Below are 19,669 nucleotides of genomic sequence, written 5' to 3' on the forward strand. Positions count from 1 at the left end.
GCGGTGTACGTCTCCGCGCGCAGCGACTACGCGCTCCGGGCGATGCTCGCCGTCGCCGCCGCCGCGCCGGGCGGCGACGGTGTCGGCGAGCTGGTGAAGGCGGGCAGCCTGGCCGAGGTGCAGGAGATCCCGCTCAGCTTCCTCCAGGGCATCCTGCTCGACCTGCGCCGCGCCGGCCTGCTGCACAGCCATCGCGGCACCGATGGTGGGTACGCGCTGACCAGGCCGGCCACCGCGATCACGGTCGGGGACGTGCTGCGCGCGGTGGGTGGGTCGCTGACCACAGTGCGCGGCCTACCGGCCGAGCGGGCTGGCTACCACGGGGTGGCCGCCGGGCTCACCGACGTCTGGCTGGCGGTGCACGGGGCGATCGCCACCGTCGTCGACAGCACCACCCTGGCCGACCTGCTGCTGGCCCACAACCAAACCCCAACCGCCCCCTGACCCTGCCCTGCGCGCACTGCCCCGCGATCTTGCACTTTCTGCGGCGACAAAGGGGGCGTATCACGGCAGATCGACGACCGAAACTGCAAGATCGACGCGCTGGCGGACCCGTGCACGTAGGCGGTGTGGTCGGGCCGGTGCCCCGCCGGCCCGACCACACCTCGTACCGATCCTGACCGGGCCTGCCCCTCCGCCGGCGCCGGTCGGCCGGTCGCTGCTCAGCCCCGGTGCTCGACCGTCGGGCCGGGGCCCGGGTCGCCGGGACTGCGCAGCTCCACCAGACCGGCGGGAGCGTTGCCCGCCGTGGTGGCATGCCAGGGGCCGAAGGCCGCGACCATGGCGAGGAGCAACCCGGCGAGCCCGACCGCGACCACCAGGATCAGTTCACGCAGCGCTCCCGAGCCGGCTGCACCCACCATTGCCGCTCCTCCCCCGTGCCGGGCCCCCGCCCAGTTCCCCCGCTGGTCAGCTTCGACCACCCGGGAGCAGGGCACAGTCGGCCAGCCGACCCAACGGAGGCTGATTACCGATTCAACCGAACGGTCAGATGGCGGGCAGCGGCACGGAACGAACCGACCCGCCCAGCCGAAGCGGGACGGGTCGGTGTCGTGCGGAAAGGATCAGACCGTACGCGGGCGGCGCGGGCGGCGGGACCGGCCCGACGCGCGGTGCGCGGAGCGGGGCGCGCCGTCCGTGGCTGCCGAGCCACCTGCGGCCCGTCCCCGGTTAGCCGCCACCGGCGGCGCGGCGATGGTGACCGGCACACCGGAGGGCTCACGCGCCCCGGTGACCCGGGCCAGCGCCTCGTCACCCGAGCGCACCTGGACCGACTGCGGCCGGATGCCGGCAGTGGCCATCAGCCGGGACACGTCGCGGCGCTGCTCCGGCAGGACCAGCGTCACCACCGAGCCGGACTCGCCGGCGCGCGCCGTCCGCCCGCCCCGGTGCAGGTAGTCCTTCGCCTCGGTCGGCGGGTCCACGTTGACGACCATGTCGAGGCCGTCCACGTGGATGCCGCGCGCCGCCACATCCGTGGCGACCAGGGCGGTCACCTGGCCGTTGCGGAACTGCTCCAGGATGCGGGTGCGCTGCGGCTGGGACTTGCCGCCGTGCAGCGCGGCGGCGCGTACACCCTTGGAGAGCAACTGGCGCGCGAGCCGGTCGGCGCGGTGCTTGGTGCCCATGAACAGGATGGTGCGGCCCTCACGAGCGGCGATCCGGGTCAACGCGTCGGGCTTGTCGAGCGCGTCGACGTGCAGCACGTGGTGGGTCATCGCGGTGACCGTGGCGGTACCCGGGTCGACCGAGTGGGTGACCGGACTGCTGAGGAAGCGGCGGACCAGCCGGTCCACGCCGCCGTCCAGGGTGGCGGAGAAGAGCATCCGCTGACCCTGCGGGGCGACCTGCTCCAGGAGCTTGGTCACCTGCGGCAGGAAGCCCATGTCGGCCATCTGGTCGGCCTCGTCCAGCACGGTGATCTCGACCTGGTCGAGCCGGGCGTCGCCGCGGTTGATCAGGTCGTGCAGACGACCGGGGGTCGCCACGACCACCTCGGCGCCGGCGCGCAGCGCGTCGGCCTGGCGCTGCAACGACAGTCCGCCGACGACGGTGGCGCAGCGCAGACCGACGGCGCGGGCGTACGGGGCCAGCGCGGTGGTCACCTGCTGGGCCAGCTCACGGGTCGGCACCAGCACCAGGGCCAGCGGGCGACCCGGCCGGGCCTTACGGCCGGCGGTACGCGAGAGCAGGGGAAGCCCGAAGGCGAGCGTCTTACCGGAGCCGGTACGACCCCGGCCGAGCACGTCCCGACCGGCGAGCGAGTCGGGCAGCGTGGCCGACTGGATCGGGAACGGCTCGGTGATGCCCTGCGCGGTCAGGGCGCTCAACAGCGCCGGCGCCAGACCGGTATGGGCAAAAGACGGAATAACTGTGGTCACGCAGAAGCCTTCCTCGACGCGGCACGTGTCGAGGGAGGGCGCCGAACTCGGCGCTGTCACCGGCGAAACAAGGCCGCCAGGACTCACAAGCACGAACCGATTAGGGTACGGGCCGGCCCGCCGCCGAGCCGCCGCCCGCGTTACGCGGGTCGACGGCGGGGCGGGCCGGTCCCGTCACCGTCACACCCGGAGGGCGCGACGGGTACTACGAACCGATCCGAAGATCAGAGCGGACGGATGTTCTCCGCCTGCGGGCCCTTCTGGCCCTGGGTCACCTCGAACTCGACCCGCTGGTTCTCGTCCAGGCTCCGGTAGCCGGAGGACTGGATCGCCGAGAAGTGGGCGAAGACGTCAGCGCCGCCGCCGTCCGGGGTGATGAAGCCGAAGCCCTTGTCAGCGTTGAACCACTTCACGGTGCCAATAGCCATGTGTTTCGTCTCCTTGACGGAACGTCGGACGCGCACTTGTTGCGCGCCCGAAGAGGAGCGCTCCGCGCGGGGATGCGCGAATCGCCTGTCGCTTCTGGTCGCCCCGCCCGGAGAACTCCGGACACAACAAAGAGCGCCTGGGGCCACAATCCCGCCAGGCGCACACAGAGTCTCTGGTAACCAAAACTGCAACCCGGTCAACCTACCACGGATTTCCCCGTCGTGGTCAAACTTGGCCGGAATCCACGGGCAAGTGAGCGATCATGGCGGTGAGCCCGGTCACGTCCAGCAAGTCGGTCGGACGGACGGTCGCCCCGTCCCGCACATAGTGGAACGCCGCGCCCACCCGCTCGACGTCGACACCGGCCAGCTCGGCCCAGGCCAGCCGGTACACGGCCAACTGGACCGCCGCCACATCCGCCGCCGGGCCGGTGGGACGCGCGCCGGTCTTCCAGTCGACCACGTCGAACCGCCCGCCCGGGCGGGCAAAGACCGCGTCCATCCGCCCCCGGACCACCACACCCGCGATCACCGTGGCGAACGGCACCTCCACCTCGACCGGCACCCGGTCAGCCCACTCGCTGGCCAGGAAGCGCTCCTGAAGCTCGACCAGGGCCTCGTCCGGCGCGGCGTCCGCATCCGCCGCGCCGGGCAGCTCGTCCACGTCGAGCAACCGGTCGGCGCCGAAACGCTGCTCCAGCCACGCGTGGAAGGCGGTGCCCCGGCGGGCATACGGATTCGGCTCGGTGGGCACCGGGCGGCGCAGCGTACGGGCCAGCGCCGCCGGGTCACGCCGCAACGCCACCAACTGGGTGACGCTGAGCTGTCCCGGCAGGGCCACCTCGACCGCGCCGGAGAGCCGGGTCAGCTCGGCCCGCTCGGCCAGCAGCAGGTCCGCCTCCTGCCGCCAGCGCGCCACCTCCGGGTCTGCTGTCTCGGCCGTCTCGGCGTTCGACCCGGTCGACGGCAGCGCACCGGCGAGCGCCGGCCCGACCGGCCCCGGCAGCGCCGACGCCGGACCGTCGGTCATCAGCCGGCGGACCAGTCCGGCCGCCTCGGCCAACGCCGGCCGGCGGCCACCCAGCGGGTCGGCCGGCCACTCCGCGCGGAGCACCACCTCGGCCGTCGGGTTCGTGGCGTCCGGGGTGGGCTCCGGCGTCCACGTGTCGACCAGGTGCCCGGTGCCGCCGTCCAGGCAGGCGTCGTACACCTCGCGCAGGAAGATCGACGGACCTCGCGGTCGCTTCGTGCCCTCGCCCCACCAGTACCCGGAGCACAGCAGCAGCCGGCGCGGCCGGGTGACCGCGACGTACGTCAGCCGGCGCTCCTCCCGCTCGTCGTGGGCCCGCCAGGCATCGGTGAAGTCGGCCACCGCCCGGGCCACGGCACGCTGGTCGGCAGCCTCGTCGAGCGCCAGCTCGGGCAGCCCGTCGGCGTCCCCCCGCAGCGGGAACGGCAGCACGCCCAGGCCGCCCAGCCAGTGGTCGGAGTTGCGGACCGGGCCGGGCCACGAGCCACGGCACAGACCGGCCACCGCCACCACGTCCCACTCCAGGCCCTTGGCGGCGTGTGCGGTGACCACCTGCACCGCGCCCTCCACGACCTCGACCTCGCCCGGGGCGAGGCCGCGCTCCTCGTCCTCGGCGGCGGCCAGGTAGGACAGGAAGCCGGAGAGCGTCGCGCCGGGCGTCTCACCGCTGAAGCGGGCCGCCACGTCGGCCAGGGCGTCCAGATGGCCCCGCGCCAGGCCGGCGTCGCCCGCGCCGTCGCGGCCGGCCCGCACCGCGACCTCCACGTCCAGGCCGATGGTCCGCTCGATGTCCGCGATCAGATCCGGCAGCGCCTGGTCCAGGCGGTAACGCAGCAACGCCAGCTCGGTGCCGTACGCCCGCAGCCGCGCGAACCCCTCCGCCGAGTACGCCTGCGCCGGCCCGAGATCGGCCAACGCCTCCACCAGGGTCGCCTCGTCCAGCAGGTCGGGGCTGATGTCCGAGTCCTCGTCGGCGGCCACCTGCCGGCGGGCGTTCGCGATGCCCCGCGCCCGTCGGTGCAGCGCCACCAGGTCCCGCGGCCCGATCCGCCACCGGGCGCCGGTGAGCAACCGCAGCAGGGCGGCACCGTCGGTCGGGTCGGCCAGCACCCGCAGCGTGCACACCACGTCCCGGACCTCGGGAGTGTCCAGCAGGCCACCCAGCCCGACCACCTCGACCGGGAGGCCACGCTCGCGCAACGCCGACTCGATCGCCGGGATCTGGCTGCGGACGCGGACCAGCACGGCCGTCGTCGGACGCTGCGCCACCGGGATGTGCTCCGGTGCCGCACCGGGCATCCGGGCGGCGCCACGCCACGCGGCGAGCACACTGTCGGCGATCCACGCGGCCTCGTCGGCATACGTGTGCAGCAGCGCGCAGTGCACCGTGCCACCGGCCGCCCCACCGGGGCTGCGGTGCGGAATCGGGTCCCGGACGGTCAGCGCGGAACGCAGCTCCGGAACCCGCGCGCCGGCCGCACGCAACGGCGTGGACAGCGCGTTCGCCACCCGCAGGATCTCCGGGCGGTTGCGCCAACTGGTGGTCAGCCCCAACGCCCGCGCCGGCTCGCCGTCGGACCGCGCGAACTCGGCCGGAAACCGGTCGAGGGTGCCGGCGCTGGCTCCCCGCCAGCCGTAGATGGACTGGCACGGATCGCCCACCGCGGTCACCGGGTGACCGCCACCGAACAGCGCGTTGAGCAGCACCACCTGCGCGTGGCTGGTGTCCTGGTACTCGTCGAGCAGCACCACCCGGAAGCGGTCCCGCTCGATCTCGCCGACCGCCGGGTGATCCCGCGCCACCCGGGCCGCCCGGGCGAGCTGGTCGGCGAAGTCCATCGCCTCGAAGTCCAGCTTGCGCCGGGCGTACGCCCGCACCAGCGGCAGCAGGCGCAGCCGGGTCTGTTGCAGGGTGAGCGCCTTGCGTACGTCGGCGTAGACCCGGCCCGGTCGCGACTGCACCTCGGCGAAGAACCGGCCGGTCCAGGCGGCCAGCTCGTCCGGGGCGACCAGGTGCTCGTCCAACTCCCCGGCGAGCGCCAGCACCGCGTCGGTGATGGTGCTCGGCATCCGGTCCACCTCGGACATGTCGCCGTCGTAGTTGCGCACCAGCAGGTCGACCAACTGCCAGCGGGACGCCTCGGTGAGCAGCCGGGTCGACGGCTCGTAGCCGGCCCGCAGACCGTGCTCGGTGACGATCCGCCCGGCGTACGAGTGGTACGTGGAGACGGTGGGCTCACCGGCGAGCGGATCGTCGAGCGGGTCGCGCTCCTGCCGGCCGACCCGCCGGATCAGTTGGTCGAGCCGGGTACGGACCCGGTGCGCCAGCTCACCGGCCGCCTTGCGGGTGAAGGTCAGTCCCAGGATCTGCTCCGGGCGCACGTACGAGTTGGCCACCAGCCAGACCACCCGCGCGGCCATCGTCTCGGTCTTGCCGGACCCGGCGCCCGCGACCACCAGCAGCGGCTCCACCGGGGCGGCGATGATCGCGGCCTGTTCCCGGGTGGGCGCCGGCAGCCGCAGCAACTTGGCCAGCTCCACCGGCGTGTACCGGGGGCCGGAGTCCGCGAGCCGGGGCGTCGGCGCGGGACCCGCGCCGAACAGGGTGGGCTGGCTCATGAATTCTCCGGGGGACGGACGGTCGGCGGCTCGACCACCTGCCGTCCCTGCCCGGAGACCGGACAGCTGGTCCGCACCGGGCAGACCCGGCACTTCGAGTTGGCGACCGCCGCGAACGTGGCGGCTGCCATCGTATCGGCGGTCCGCCGGACCAGCGCCGTCGCCCAGCCGGCCGCCGGTCCCTCCCCCGCCGCGGGCTGGTTCTGCTCCCGGGCGTCCTTGGCGGAGGTACCGAGCTGCACCAGCGCCGCGCCACCGGACTCGTCGCCGAACTCGGCGAACGCCCCCGCCTCCACCGCAGCCTGGTACGCCCCGAGCTGCGGGTGCTCGGCCAAGTCGCTGCCGGTGACCGCGGTCGACTTGCCGGTCTTGAGGTCGATCACCACCAGCCGGCCGGCCTCGTCGACCTCAAGCCGGTCGACCCGCCCGGTCAGGTCGACCGGGCGCTGCGGATCGTCCAGCCGCACCGCGAACTCGTGTTCGATGGCGAGCAGCCGACGCGGATTGGTGGCCAGCCAACGCAGCAGCTTGTCGACCATCGCCTCGGCGCGCTCCCGCTCGGGGCCGGCCATCCACCGCGCGGCCAGCTCGATCGCGTCGAACCGGGCGGCCACGTAGTCGAGCAGGGCGCCCCGGTCGGCGCTCGCGTCCTCGGCGAGCATCGCGGCGGCGTGCACCAGGTTGCCGACGCCCTGCGCGGTGCTGGTCGGGCCGCTGCCGCCGTGCCGTTCGAGCAGCCAGCGCAGGCTGCACCGCAGCGCGCTCTCCATCGCCGAGGGCGTGACCCGCACCGGGTCCCCGTCGTCGACCAACGGCCGGTCGTCGGAGAGCGCCCGCAGCCCCCACCAGTCGTCGGGGTGCGCGCCGGGCACTCCGGCGGCGGCGAGCCGCGCCAACTCGGTCGCCGCGGCGCGCCGCCGGGCCGCCGACGCGGCCGGGTCGATGACGGCGGTACGCAGCTCGGCGACCAGCGCCGGCAGGGTGAGCGCCCGTGGCGGCCGGGTGACCGGCAGCGCACCGGGCTGGTCCGGCTCGTCGTCTTCGTCGCTCACGGCAGCGCCGTCGCCGGCCGGGCCGGTTCGCGGGCCGGGCGGGCTCGGCGGCACGGTCGGCGGGTCGGGCGGGCCCGGCCTGTCCGGTGGCGGGCCCGGCGGACTCGGCGGTGCGATCGGGCCCAGCTCGTGCAGGAACCGGCTGGGCTGCTCCTCGTGGTCGTCGCCGCCGACCGCCGCCGACGCCACCGCGCTGACCAGCAGGCGGTGTCGGGCCCGGCTGATGGCGACGTGGAACAGCCGGCGCTCCTCGTCGAGCAGCGCCGAGGTCTGACCCACGACGTTGGCGGCGCGGGCGCCGCCGACGGACCGGCCGGCCAGGACGTCGACCAGCCGTTCCGACCCGAGCAGGCTGCCACGCAGGCGCAGGTCCGGCCAGATGCCCTCCTGCACGCCGGCGATCGCCACCAGGTCCCACTCCAGGCCCTTCGCGGCGTGCGCGGTGAGCAGTCGTACCGCCGCGCCCCGGTCGGCGGTCGGCGCGATGGTGTCCGCCGGCAGGTCCTGGGCGAGCACGTGGTCGAGGAAGACCTCGGTGCGCGCGCCCGGTAGCCGGTCGGTGAAGCGGGCCGCCGCGTCGAAGAGCACGAGCACGGCGTCCAGGTCGCGGTCGGCCGCCTCGGCCCGCCGACGCCGGGCCAGGTCGCCCTCGCCGGCCACCGGCCGCCCCTGGGCGATCGCGCCGGCCCAGCGTTCGGCCAGGCCGCTGGCGTCCCACACCTCCCAGAGGACGGTCTCGGCGGTGGCGCCCGGTTGGGCGGCGGCGTCCCGGGCGGTGGCGAGCAGCCCGGCCACCGCCTGGGCCGGCTCCGCCCACCGCCGGTCGATGGTGGCCAGCTCCGTCGGGTCACGCAACGCCTCGACGATCAGCTCGCCGGACGGGCGGCGGTCGCCCCCGGCCAACGCCAGGGCGCGCAGCCCCTGCCGCAGCCGTCGTTCGGCCAGCGGGTCAGCGCCGCCGACCGGCGAGTGCAGCAGCGCGACCGCGGCCTCCTCGTCGAGCCGGTCCGGTTCGAGGGCGCACCGCAGCAGCAGCAACAGCGGCGCCACCGCGGGTTGCAGGTGCAGCGGAAGGTCCTCGCCGTGCACCACGGTCGGGACGCCGGCGGCGTGCAGCGCGCGTCGCAGGGTCGGCAGTTGCAGGGCGGTGGACCGCACCAGCACTGCCATCCGCGACCACGGCACGCCGTCCAGCAGGTGGGCCGAGCGCAGCATGTGGGCCAGCCAGGCGGCCTCGCTGGTCGCCGACCGGAAGGTGTGCACCTCGACCACGCCGGCCGGGGCGTCCGGCAGCGGACGCAGCCGGCGGTGCGCCGTCGGACCACGGAGACGGCGGCCCAGCCGGGCCACCGCGTCGAGCAGAACCGGCCCGGCCCGGTACGACGTGCTCAGCAGCACCTGCGCGGCCGGCGCTCCGGAGGCAGTCCGGAAACGGTGCCGGAAGGTGGACACTCCGGCCGGGTCGGCGCCCCGGAAGGCGTACGTGGAGGAGTCGGGGTCGGCGAAGGCCACGAGCGGCTTGCCACCGCCGGCGATGACCGAGAGCAGTTCGAGTTGGGCGGGGTCGGTGTCGGCCAGCTCGTCGACGTACACGTGGGCGAGGCGGTGGCGCTCGGCGGCCAGCAACTCCTCGTCGCCGCGCAGCAGACCGGTGGCGGCCCGGACCAGTTCGGCGGGGTCGTACGCGATCGAACCCCGGTTGCTGACGTCGCGCAGCGCGAGAACCTCGACGTACTCCCGCAGGAAGCGCGCGGCGGCCGGCCAGTCGGCGCGGCCGAGCTTCTCGCCCAGCCGGGCCAGGTCGCCCGGACCCACACCGCGTTCGGCGGCGCGCATGAGCAGGTCACGCAGTTGACCGGCGAAGGCCCGGGTGCGCAGTGCCGGCCGCAGGTCGGTGGGCCAGCCGACCGGGTCGTCCTCGGGCGCCTCGCCCACCACGTCGAGCAGCTCACGGATGATCAGATCCTGCTCGGGGCCGGTCAGCAGGCGGGGTGACGGCTCGCCGCGCTCGGCGGCGGCGCGACGCAGCAGCCCGAAGGCGTACGCCGGGAAGGTACGCACCAGCGGCTCCCGCAGCACCCGGTAGCCGTCCTGCGCGACCCGGGCCTCGATGCGCTGGCGCAGTGCGGTGGCGCCGCGGCGGCCGAAGGTCAGCACGAGGATCCGTTCGGGGTCGACGCCCTCGGCGATCCGGGCGGCGACCGCCTCGACGAGGGTGCTGGTCTTGCCGGTGCCGGGGCCACCGACGACAAGCATCGGCCCGTCGGTGTGCCCGACGATCTCGGCCTGGACGGGATCGGCGTGCCAGCGCGGGCCCGCCGACCGGGTCGGGTCGGCCGCGACGGCGAGGACGCCACCGTCACCCGGCGCGTCCCCGTCCCCCAGCGCCGGCCCCCCGGGCCGCCGCACCAACCGGTACGACTGCATCACCAAATCCCATCACCCCCCTACGACAGCAACCCCATCCCACGCCGCCACGCCGATCGTGAAGGTGAAGGCACGACACGCCGACGGCCCTGCCGCCACCCTCACGACCGACGAGGTGGCCCGGAGTCAGGGTAGGTGGGACTCCAGCGCCTTCAGGGCCTCGGGGACCGTGGTGACCACGGTCAGCAGGTCGAGGCCGGCCGGTTTGAGGAAGTGCTGGTCGGTGATGGTGTGCAGCCAGTCCAGCAGGGGGCGGTAGAAGCCGTCCGCGTCGATCAGCACCATCGGCTTGGCGTGCAGCGCCAGGGTGGCGGTGGTCCAGACCTCGAACAGCTCGTCCAGCGTGCCGAGGCCGCCGGGCAGGGCGAGGAACGCGTCCGACCTGTCGATCATCAGGGTCTTGCGATCGGCCATCGAGTCGGTGACCAGCAGTTCGTCCGAGGCCAGGTCGGCGACCTCCAGGTCGACGAGCGCCTGCGGGATGACACCCACCGTGCGTCCACCGGCGGACCGGGCGCCGTCGACCACCGCGCCCATCATGCCGACGCAGCCACCGCCGCTGACCAGGGTGTGCCCGCGCCGGGCCAGCTCCGCACCGGTCTCGGTGGCGAGGTCGAGCCAGCGTTGGTCGAGGGTACGGGAGGAGGCGCAGAAGACACAGACGGCCGCCATCAGTTCTCCCGGGGCCGGTCGGCGGCCTGCTCGGCGGCGGCCTGCTGGTCGGCGCCGGTACGCGCCACGGCCTCGTCGCGGACCGCGTCCTGCTCGACTGAGAGCGCCGCCTCGGCCTCGACGATGTGGCGGACGGCGGCGTTGACGTCGTCGGTGAGGCAGATCAGGTCCAGGTCCACCGGGCCGATCTTGCCGCTGGCGGCCATCGTGTCGCGCAGCCAGTCGAGCAGCCCCTGCCAGTAGGCCACCCCCATCAGCACGACCGGGAACCGGGTGACCTTGCCGGTCTGCACCAGGGTCAGCGCCTCGAAGAGCTCGTCCATGGTGCCGAACCCACCGGGCAGCACCACGAACGCCTGGGCGTACTTGACGAACATGGTCTTGCGGGCGAAGAAGTAGCGGAAGTCGATGGCCAGGTCGACCCAGTCGTTGATGCCCTGCTCGAACGGAAGCTCGATGCCGAGCCCGACGGAGAGCCCGCCGGCCTCGGTGGCGCCCCGGTTGGCGGCCTCCATCACGCCCGGCCCGCCGCCGGTGATCACCGCGTAGCCCGCGCGGGCCAGCGCGCCGCCCACCTCCTCGGCCAGCCGGCACTCGGCGGTGTCCGGACCGCTGCGCGCCGAGCCGAACACGCTGACGGCCGGCGGCAGGTCGGCGAGGGTGTCGAAGCCCTCGACGAACTCGGAGAGGATCCGCAGCGCCCGCCAGGCGTCCCTGGTCTTCCAGTCCTCGCGCCCGCGCGAGTCCAGCAGCCGCTGGTCGGCGGTGCTGCTCGGGATCGCCCCCCGGCGCAGCGTGACGGCGCCCCGGTGCCGCTCCCGCCCCGGGCTGCGGCCGGCCTCCCGCCCGTTGTTCTGGCTCATGCAGCAACCGTAGTGGAGCCGCACACCTCGGGGGCGCGGGCTACCGACGCCGGGAAATAGTTCGCGATCAAGGGCAACTATTTGGCTTCCCCGTACGTCTTACTATTCACATACCGGGTATGCCCCGGCGCGCGCCTTCGGGGGAGGAGACAGCGTGATCAGCAACAGCGAGATGATCCGGATCCGTCGACAGATGCAGCGACGGATCCACGATGTGGTGGCCGAGCGCCGCCGCACCCGCGATCTCGACCCCGCCCTGTCGCCCGCCGCCGCCACCACCACGGGATCCGGAGCCGATCAAGAGGTTCGCGCCGCCGACAACGGGCCAGGCTGACGCGAACCTCTTGATCGCCGGAAACGGGGCCGACCGGCCCGACCTGAGCGATTCCGACCGGGTCAGGCCGGCGCGAGCCAGCGGTGCAGCGTCGCCGCGCCGTCCCGGATCTTGCTGATCTCGACGTGCTCGTCCGGGTGGTGGGCGAGGTTCGGATCGCCCGGGCCGAAGTTCAGCGCGGGAATCCCCATGGCCGCGAACCGGGCCACGTCCGTCCAACCCAGCTTGCCGATCGGGGCGGCGCCGACCGCCGCCAGGAACTCCTTCGCCGGGGCGGCGCTGAGCCCGGGCGGGGCGCCCGCGATCGAGTCGGTGACCCGCACCTCGAAACCGGCGAACACCTCACGCAGGTGTGCCTCCGCCTCGGCCGGGGTCCGGTCGGGGGCGAAGCGGTAGTTGACCTCGACCTCGCACAGGTCCGGGATGACGTTGCCGGCCACCCCACCGTTGATGCGTACCGCGTTCATGCCCTCGCGGTAGTCGCAGCCGTCGATGGTGACCCGTCGTGCCTCGTACGTCTGGAGGCGGCGCAGCACCTCCCCGGCGCCGTGGATGGCGTTGACCCCGTGCCAGGAGCGCGCCGAGTGGGCGCGTACGCCGGTGGTGGTGACCACTGAGCGCATGGTGCCCTGGCAGCCCGCCTCGACGATGCCGTACGTCGGCTCCAGCAGCACCGCGAAGTCCGCCTCCAGCCACTCCGGGAACGCCTGGGCGACCAGGTTCAACCCGTTGTAGCGGGACTCGATCTCCTCGGCCTCGTAGAAGAAGTACGTCACGTCGTAGCGCGGCTCGGGCAGCGTCACCGCCAGGTGCAGCGCGTAGGCGGTGCCGGACTTCATGTCGGAGGTTCCGCAGCCGTACATCAGGTCGCCGCGCATGGTCGACGGGAAGTTGTTGTTCAGCGGCACCGTGTCGAGGTGCCCGGCCAGCACGACGCGCTGCGAGCGGCCCAGGTCGGTACGGGCCATCACCGTGTTGCCGTGCCGGTGCGTGGACAGGTGCGGTACGCCCCGCAGCACCTCCTCGACGCAGTCGGCGATCGCCTTCTCGTTGAGGGACACGGACTCTATGTCGACCAGTACGCGGGTCAGCTGCACCGGATCGGCGAGGACCTCGGGGGTCAGCGGGTTCTCCATGGTTCGCACGGTACCTTCAGGTCTGTCAGCGCGAGGAGCGAGCCGAGGCCGGCGTGGCCGCGACCGAGAGGGTTAACAGTGACGTCCGCAGATTCCGCTTGGGGCATCGGCCTGGCCACCGTCACCGCCGACGGGCAGGTGCTCGACACCTGGTACCCGACCGGCAAGCTGGGCCTGGGTGAGCTGCCGCTGATCGCCGGCGAGGACAAGTCGGACGTGCTGGACCTGCCGCCGGGTGCGTTGGGCGACCGGCCGCTGCCCGGTCTGCGTACCGTGCAGGTGGTCACCGTGATCGGCTCGCTGGACGACCCCATCAAGGACGCGTCCGACGCGTACCTCCGGTTGCACCTGCTCTCCCACCGCCTGGTGCGGCCCAACCAGCTCAACCTCGACGGCGTCTTCGGCAAGCTGGCGAACGTGGCCTGGACGTCCGCCGGGCCGTGCCCCCCGGAGCGGGTGGACGAGCTGCGGGTGATCGAGCGGGCCGCGGGCCGCCACCTGTCGGTGTACGGGGTGGACAAGTTCCCCCGGATGACCGACTACGTGGTGCCCTCGGGTGTGCGGATCGCCGACGCCGACCGGGTGCGCCTCGGCGCCCACCTGGCCGCCGGCACGACGGTGATGCACGAGGGCTTCGTCAACTTCAACGCCGGCACGGTGGGCACCTCGATGGTGGAGGGGCGGATCGTGCAGGGGGTGCTGGTCGGCGACGGCTCCGACATCGGCGGTGGCGCCTCGATCATGGGCACCCTCTCCGGCGGCGGCACCGAGAAGGTGAGCATCGGCGAGCGGAGTCTGATCGGCGCGAACGCGGGCGTGGGTATCTCCCTCGGCGACGACTGCGTGGTCGAGGCCGGCTGCTACATCACCGCCGCCTCCAAGATCACGCTGCCGGACGGCCGGGTGGTCAAGGGCCGGGAGCTGTCCGGCGTCGACGGCCTGCTGTTCTGGCGCAACTCGGTGACGGGCGCGCTGGAGGCCCGCCCGCGCACCGGCCGCGGCATCGAGTTGAACGCCGCCCTGCACGCCAACGACTGACGTACCCGCCGGGTCCGCGGCGCTCGGCCGCGGACCCGACGGGGGTACGCCTCAGCGCAACCGGTAGGCCTGGATGATCCGCTGCGTCACCGTGTTACCGGCGGCGTCCCGGGCGGTGGCCCGCAGCGACACGTGGCCCTTGCCGGCCGGATGCCGCAACAGTGCCGACCAACCATCGGCCGAGGTACGGACCAGCTTCGCCTTGTCCCAGGTCTTCCCGCCGTCGTACGAGACGTCGACGGTGAGCCCCTCCACCGGGGAGGCCGGAGCGCCCGGCTGGCGCTGCACCCGCACCGGTACGACGAAGCTCCGCCCGGCCGGAGCGCTGCCGTCGACGCGCAGCGGCGGCGCGAAGCGCACCGCCATCAGCGGCAGGCGGGCCGGCGTGTCACCGGCGACGTGCCGGGACCGGAAGGTCCAGCTCGATTCCACCTCGGTGCTCAGGTCGGTGAAGCTCCGCTTCGATGACGTGACGAGCCGGTAGTCCGCCGCGGCCGGCGGCACGGTGAACTCCCCGTAGCCGGCGTACTCGCTCTCGCCGACCAGCTTGCCGTCGCGCCAGAGCTTGGTGTGCTCGCTGTCGTTCAACGAGCCGCCCGGGTGACCGGCCGCGTCGCTGAAGATCGGCAGGTCGACCGCGATGGTGTCGCCGGCCCGGGTGAGGCTCTGGTACGGCCAGCGCGGGTTCGGGAAGGACGGCCCGAACGGCGCCTGGTTCCAGATCTCCTGGACCGTCCGCCCGGCCCGGTACGCGGTGGGGACGGAAAGGAGCACGGCCTGCGGGTTCAGCCAGCCGTCCTCGCCCCGGGTGCCGAAGTAGATGTCCGACTCCCACTGCACGCCCCGGGTGTTGTAGTACTCGACCCGCTGACCGGGCACGCTCGTGGGCAGGACCAGCGTGGAGCCACCGACGTTGTACTCCAACACGGGGTACACGGAGCGCTCAGCGTCCATGCCCGCGTAGGCACCGAGGAACCGGTGCACGACGGCGGCCAAGTCGCTCCGGCGGTAGTCACGGACGAACCCGGTGGGCATCCGACCGGGGATCGCTTCGGCCAGCGCGTACAGGTATGGGCTGTCGGGCGTGCCCGGCTTGATCCACTGGCTGCTGACGGTGGAGACGAACTGGTCGGCGGAGACCGTCTTGCCGAGCTGACCGCTGGTCAGACCGGTGAAGGTGTCCGCCCAGAGTCCGATCCCGTACCCACTGCCGTCGGCAGCCGTGAAGTTGCCGCTGACGTCGATCAGTTCCGGGGCGGCGTTACGGTCCGGAATGGTGGTCCGGACCGGTTTGGCCCGGCGGGCATCCACGACGATCCGGGTGTCCCGCTCGATCGTCAACACGGGCTGCATCAACAACGACATCCCGCGTTGCTCGTCCTCCGGCCCCGGCTCGAAGACCAGGCCGCTGAGGCCGTAGTGCCCCTTGGGCACCCGCACGGTGGCCACCCCATCGGAACTGAAGAGGTCCCAGGCGCCGAAGGTGTCCATCCCGACCAGCGTGCTCCAGTGGTCGGCGGTACGCGCGCCCGCGCGGTTCAGGTGTTCCACGGTCAGCGTGTAGCTCTCCACCTCCCGGTTCACGGCCAGCGGCGTCACGGCGACGGCCGACCCCGCGCGGGCCACGATCCGGCCGGTCCAGTAGCCGTCGGCGTCGCCGATCCGGGTGTCCGTGGTGACGGTCGTGGCGGCCGTGCCACCCGCCGGTACGGTGAGCTGGCTGGCGCCCAACTGGAAGAGACCGGCCGGCAGCGCTCGACCCCCCGGGCCGGCGCCCTCGACGCTCAGATCCACGGTGACCGGGGCCGGACCGTCATTACGCCAGGTCACCGTCCGGGTGACCGGGGTGTCGTCGTTGTGCGGCCAGAGCGTACGCCCGAACGAGACGCTCACCGGGTCGGTGGTGATCTGCTGGGTGATCGCGTGGGCGACGTCGACGCGCCCGGCGCCCTGCTGGTAGGCGGTCTGCTCCGGGTGCGGCTTGGCGGCGGCCATCAGGGTGGCCTTGAGCCGGTCGGCCCGCCATCCCGGGTGCTGCTGGGCCAGCAACGCGGCCGACCCGGCGACGTGCGGGGTGGCCATCGAGGTGCCGGAGAGCGTGACGTACCGGTCCCCCACCGGATCACCGATGACGCCGTTGGCGGACTTCGCGGCGACGATGTCGACGCCGGGTGCGGTGATGTCGGGCTTCAGCGCGTCGTCACCGACCCGGGGACCCCGGCTGGAGAACTCAGCCAACTCGTCGTCGCGATCCACCGCGCCCACGGCGAGCCCGGCGTCGGCGCTGGCCGGGGAGCCGACCGAGCCGTCCGAGCCGTCGTTCCCCGCGGCGAGGACGAACAGCGTGCCGGTCTGCGCGGTCAGGGTCTGCACCGCCTCTTCGAGCGGGTCGACCTCCGGCGTGTCCCAGCCGCCGAGGCTCATGTTGATGACGGCGGCCTTCTTCTCCACGGCGGCCCACTGCATGCCGGCGAGGATCGCCGAGTCGGGGCAGCCCTGGTCCTCACAGACCTTGCCGTCCAGCAGCGTCGCGTCCGGTGCCACACCCCGGTAGCGGCCGTCGGAGGCCGCGCCGGAACCGGCGATGGTCGAGGCCACGTGCGTGCCGTGGCCGACGGTGTCCCGGGCGTCGGCGACCTCGGTGAAGTTGCGCGCCTCGGCCACCTTGCCGGCCAGGTCCGGATGGGTCGCGTCGACGCCGGTGTCCAGCACGGCCACGGACACGCCCTTGCCGGTGAACCCGGCCGACCAGGCGGCGGGCGCCCCGATCTGCGGCACGCTGTGGTCGAGGGCCACCCGTCGACGGCCGTCCAACCAGATCCGCTCGACGCCCCCCGCCGCGCCGAGCCGAGCCGCGCTGGAGCCGGTGCTGACCGCCGCCCAGACCGCGCCGAGGGAGGACTTGTCGCTGGTGAGGGCGGCGCCGTCGATCGCCGGTAGGTCGCGGACCACCCGGGTGCCGGGCAGCGTGGCCGGCGCTCGCCGGGCGGCGTCCGTCGAGCCGTACGACACCAGCAGCGGCAGCGTCTTGCGGTGGGTGTCGTCGTAACCCGCCTCGATCAGCCCGGTGACGTCGAAGAGTCGCCGGTCCACCCGACCCGAGCGCAGCAACGGCAGCGCGTCCGTCGGCAGCACCGAGAGGCGTCCTCTCTCGCGCTGGACCAGGAACTGCACAGCTGCACGGCCGGGGCCGGGCTGGGCCGAGGCGCCGGATGCGGTGACGGTGACGCGGTCACCGGTGATCAGCGTGACGGTGGTCGAGCGCTCGGGGCTGGTTCCGAGCGCAGTGGACTGTCGGTCGGCGCCGCCCGGTGCGGCGGGCGCGGCGGTCGCGGCTGAGGCGGGAGCCGGCGCGGCGAGCGCCAGCACCGACACGAGGCCGAGAGCGGCCAATCTTCTTCCCTGGTGCAACGTTTCCTCCTGGTCGTGCGTCCTGATTGATAGGAGTCGCATTGACAACCCAGAATTGCATACCGAGTATGCAAAAAGAAGTCGAAAATACGACGAACCTGCCACGGGACACCGCGCCCCGCCGGCATCATCGACCGGGTGACCTCCATGAAGGACCGGATGCTGGCGGGTGAGCCCTACCTGGCCGACGACCCCGAACTCGTCGCCGACCTGGACCGGGCCGCCCGCCTGATGGAACGCTTCAACACCAGCTCAGCGGCCGACCCGGCGGCCCGGCTCGCGGCGCTGCGCGACCTGCTCGGCGACCTGGGCGACGACACCTGGGTCCGGCCGCCGTTCTACTGCGACTACGGCTGGAACATCCGGATCGGGCCGCGCAGCTTCGTCAACTACCACGCGGTCTTCCTCGACGTCGCCCCGATCACCCTCGGCGCGGACGTCCAGGTCGGACCGAACGTGCAACTGCTCACCCCGACCCACCCGGTGCAGCCCGGCCCACGCCGCGACAAGTGGGAGGCCGCGAAGCCGATCACCATCGGCGACAACGCCTGGCTCGGCGGCGGCGCGATCGTCCTGGCCGGGGTCGCGGTCGGCGCGAACACCGTGGTCGGCGCGGGCGCCGTGGTCACCCGGGACCTGCCCGCCAACGTCGTCGCCGTCGGCAACCCGGCCCGACCGGTCCGCGACCTCGACTAGGGCGTGTGTCGAAGTCCTGGGTCGAGCCGAGGCGGAGTCCAGGCGGCGGTCCGGCAAGGCGGAGATGGGCTCGGATACCGGTGTTGTATCCGGGTCCATCTCCAACGCCGCCGGCCGTCGGCTGGGCCCGCCGCAGGCCGGCCAAGGGCTTCGACACACGCCCTAGTCCCGCAGGCGGACCACCAGGTCGGCGTGCACGGCCGTCGGGGTGATGAGAGCCGCGTTGGCCTCGTCGCTGCCCAGCGCCCAGGTCCGGGCCTCCTCCGGCGAACGCCCGTACGCCTCGTGCCGGGCGGTCAACCGGCCCTGGCGCAGCTCGGCGTCCAGGTCGAGGAACCACACCTCGTGCAGCAACGTCCGGACCTCCTGCCACGGAAAGTCCGGCACCAGCAGATAGTTGCCCTCGGTCACCACGAGGCGAACCGACGGCGGCACCTCGATGGCCCCGGCCACCGGCTCCTCCACCTCTCGGCGGAACTCCGGCGCGTACACCGAGGTCGGCTCCAGCCGGCGCAACCGGCGCAGCAGCGAGACGTACCCGTTGGCGTCGAAGGTGTCGATCGCGCCCTTGCGGTCGGCGCGGCCCAACCGTTCCAGCTGCGTCTGCGCCAGGTGGAAGCCGTCCATGGGCACCAGCCGCGCGCTCGCCCCGACCTCGGCGACGATCCGCTCCGCCAGGGTGGACTTTCCCGCACCGGGCGCCCCGGTGATGCCGAGCAGTTGCCGCGGGCCGGCGTCGGCCAGTGACCGTGCCCGCGCCACCATCTCGTCGATGGCCAGCACCCGGGCCGGCGGCATCAGTCGAGCACCGGTTCGCTGATCGTGAACCGCGCCTGCACCGCCGCCTGCACGGTCTGCGGTTGCGGGTCCAACTCCAGCTCGGGAACACCACCGCCGGCACCGCCTCCGACGTCGAACGCCGCGCGGGCGAACATCGGCCGGTCGGCCGGACCGGAGTCGGCCAGCTCGATGAGCGCGGTGACCCGGGCGCCCAACGCCTCGGCGTACTCCCGGGCACGCAGCAACGCGTCGCCGATCGCGGCGTGTCGCGCCTCGCGGTACGCCGGACTGTCCGGGCGCAGCTCCCACCAGGGGCCGGACACCTGGACCTGATCCTGGTCGGCGAGCCGGAGCATCAGCTCACCGAGCGCGGTGAAGTCGGTGACCGTCACGTTGGTGGTGACGCTGCCGAGCCAGCCCACCACACGCTCACCCGAGCGCTTGGTCTGCGGCCGGACCCACAGGTCGCCGGTCTCCCGTCGGGCCACCGCCGGCTCGGAGCCGTCCAGCAGCACCCGGACGGCGGCTGCCCCCTCGGCCAGCTGGGTGAGCGTCGCCTCCCGGTCCCGGCCGCGGGCCGTCACGGTCACCGCGAACCGGGCCAGTTCGGGCTGCACCTCCCGGGTCGCCTCGCCGCGCACCTGCACCACCGGGCCGTCCGTCGCCATGCCTGTCAGCTTAGGGCCTGTTTCATGAGGGCGGTCGAGCCGAGGCGGAGTCCGGGCGGCGATCCGGCAAGGCGCGGTGACGTCCGGATACCGGTGTTGTATCCGGACGTCACCGCAACGCCGCCGGGTGCCGT

General features: G+C 73.4%; 15 protein-coding genes. 4 read left to right on the top strand and 11 right to left on the bottom strand.

Features of this window, described 5'->3' with window-relative positions:
* Positions 1 to 3 precede the first annotated feature (3 nt).
* A complete protein-coding gene (locus tag ACIBTX_RS19500; protein WP_357175362.1) occupies positions 4 to 444 on the top strand; it encodes an Rrf2 family transcriptional regulator in 441 nt (146 codons plus the stop codon).
* 218 nt (positions 445 to 662) lie between these two features.
* Here the strand turns inward: ACIBTX_RS19500 and ACIBTX_RS19505 are convergent, their stop codons facing one another.
* From ACIBTX_RS19505 to ACIBTX_RS19535, 7 genes are all read right to left on the bottom strand, one after another.
* Positions 663 to 863, bottom strand: coding sequence for a hypothetical protein (locus ACIBTX_RS19505; protein WP_357175365.1), 201 nt, complete (start codon positions 861 to 863; stop codon positions 663 to 665).
* Between the two features lie 201 nt (positions 864 to 1,064).
* Positions 1,065 to 2,381, bottom strand: coding sequence for a DEAD/DEAH box helicase (locus ACIBTX_RS19510; protein WP_355050584.1), 1,317 nt, complete (start codon positions 2,379 to 2,381; stop codon positions 1,065 to 1,067).
* Positions 2,382 to 2,605: 224 nt separating this feature from the next.
* The gene (locus tag ACIBTX_RS19515; RefSeq protein WP_007464836.1) at positions 2,606 to 2,809 is read right to left on the bottom strand and encodes a cold-shock protein; all 204 of its coding nucleotides are present in this window, start codon (positions 2,807 to 2,809) and stop codon (positions 2,606 to 2,608) included.
* Between the two features lie 226 nt (positions 2,810 to 3,035).
* Positions 3,036 to 6,458: an ATP-dependent DNA helicase gene (locus ACIBTX_RS19520; protein WP_357175368.1), complete on the bottom strand. Its 3,423-nt coding sequence runs from the start codon at positions 6,456 to 6,458 to the stop codon at positions 3,036 to 3,038.
* A complete protein-coding gene (locus ACIBTX_RS19525; RefSeq protein ID WP_396832818.1) occupies positions 6,455 to 9,937 on the bottom strand; it encodes an ATP-dependent helicase in 3,483 nt (1,160 codons plus the stop codon). The genes ACIBTX_RS19520 and ACIBTX_RS19525 overlap by 4 nt, the downstream gene beginning before the upstream one ends.
* A gap of 126 nt (positions 9,938 to 10,063) precedes the next feature.
* Entirely contained in the window at positions 10,064 to 10,609 is a 546-nt protein-coding gene (locus ACIBTX_RS19530; protein WP_357175374.1) for a TIGR00730 family Rossman fold protein, read from the bottom strand.
* Positions 10,609 to 11,472, bottom strand: coding sequence for a TIGR00730 family Rossman fold protein (locus ACIBTX_RS19535; RefSeq protein WP_357126017.1), 864 nt, complete (start codon positions 11,470 to 11,472; stop codon positions 10,609 to 10,611). The genes ACIBTX_RS19530 and ACIBTX_RS19535 overlap by 1 nt, the downstream gene beginning before the upstream one ends.
* Before the next feature lie 154 nt (positions 11,473 to 11,626).
* On the opposite strand from ACIBTX_RS19535, the gene ACIBTX_RS19540 reads away from it, so the two are divergent.
* Positions 11,627 to 11,806, top strand: coding sequence for a hypothetical protein (locus ACIBTX_RS19540; protein ID WP_357126020.1), 180 nt, complete (start codon positions 11,627 to 11,629; stop codon positions 11,804 to 11,806).
* 62 nt (positions 11,807 to 11,868) lie between these two features.
* Here ACIBTX_RS19540 and dapE read toward each other — a convergent pair whose 3' ends face one another.
* A complete protein-coding gene (dapE, locus tag ACIBTX_RS19545; protein WP_357126023.1) occupies positions 11,869 to 12,942 on the bottom strand; it encodes a succinyl-diaminopimelate desuccinylase in 1,074 nt (357 codons plus the stop codon).
* Positions 12,943 to 13,020: 78 nt separating this feature from the next.
* Here dapE and dapD point away from each other — a divergent pair, with 78 nt between their 5' ends.
* Positions 13,021 to 13,980: a 2,3,4,5-tetrahydropyridine-2,6-dicarboxylate N-succinyltransferase gene (gene dapD / locus ACIBTX_RS19550; RefSeq protein WP_355050590.1), complete on the top strand. Its 960-nt coding sequence runs from the start codon at positions 13,021 to 13,023 to the stop codon at positions 13,978 to 13,980.
* A 51-nt stretch (positions 13,981 to 14,031) separates the two neighbouring features.
* Here the strand turns inward: dapD and ACIBTX_RS19555 are convergent, their stop codons facing one another.
* Complete coding sequence (locus ACIBTX_RS19555; RefSeq protein WP_357175378.1) at positions 14,032 to 17,433, bottom strand: S8 family serine peptidase; 3,402 nt, start codon at positions 17,431 to 17,433, stop codon at positions 14,032 to 14,034.
* Between the two features lie 96 nt (positions 17,434 to 17,529).
* Between ACIBTX_RS19555 and ACIBTX_RS19560 the strand changes: the two genes are divergently transcribed.
* The gene (locus tag ACIBTX_RS19560; protein ID WP_357175381.1) at positions 17,530 to 18,087 is read left to right on the top strand and encodes a sugar O-acetyltransferase; all 558 of its coding nucleotides are present in this window, start codon (positions 17,530 to 17,532) and stop codon (positions 18,085 to 18,087) included.
* A gap of 162 nt (positions 18,088 to 18,249) precedes the next feature.
* Here the strand turns inward: ACIBTX_RS19560 and ACIBTX_RS19565 are convergent, their stop codons facing one another.
* Both ACIBTX_RS19565 and ACIBTX_RS19570 read right to left on the bottom strand, forming a co-directional pair.
* Positions 18,250 to 18,885: a nucleoside/nucleotide kinase family protein gene (locus ACIBTX_RS19565; RefSeq protein WP_357175384.1), complete on the bottom strand. Its 636-nt coding sequence runs from the start codon at positions 18,883 to 18,885 to the stop codon at positions 18,250 to 18,252.
* Positions 18,885 to 19,535, bottom strand: a complete 651-nt coding sequence (locus ACIBTX_RS19570) for an SIMPL domain-containing protein (RefSeq protein ID WP_357175387.1) — start codon at positions 19,533 to 19,535, stop codon at positions 18,885 to 18,887. The genes ACIBTX_RS19565 and ACIBTX_RS19570 overlap by 1 nt, the downstream gene beginning before the upstream one ends.
* Positions 19,536 to 19,669: the final 134 nt, after the last annotated feature.

Origin of the sequence: Micromonospora sp. NPDC049359 (genome assembly GCF_044466585.1) — a bacterium.
Taxonomy (GTDB): domain Bacteria; phylum Actinomycetota; class Actinomycetes; order Mycobacteriales; family Micromonosporaceae; genus Micromonospora.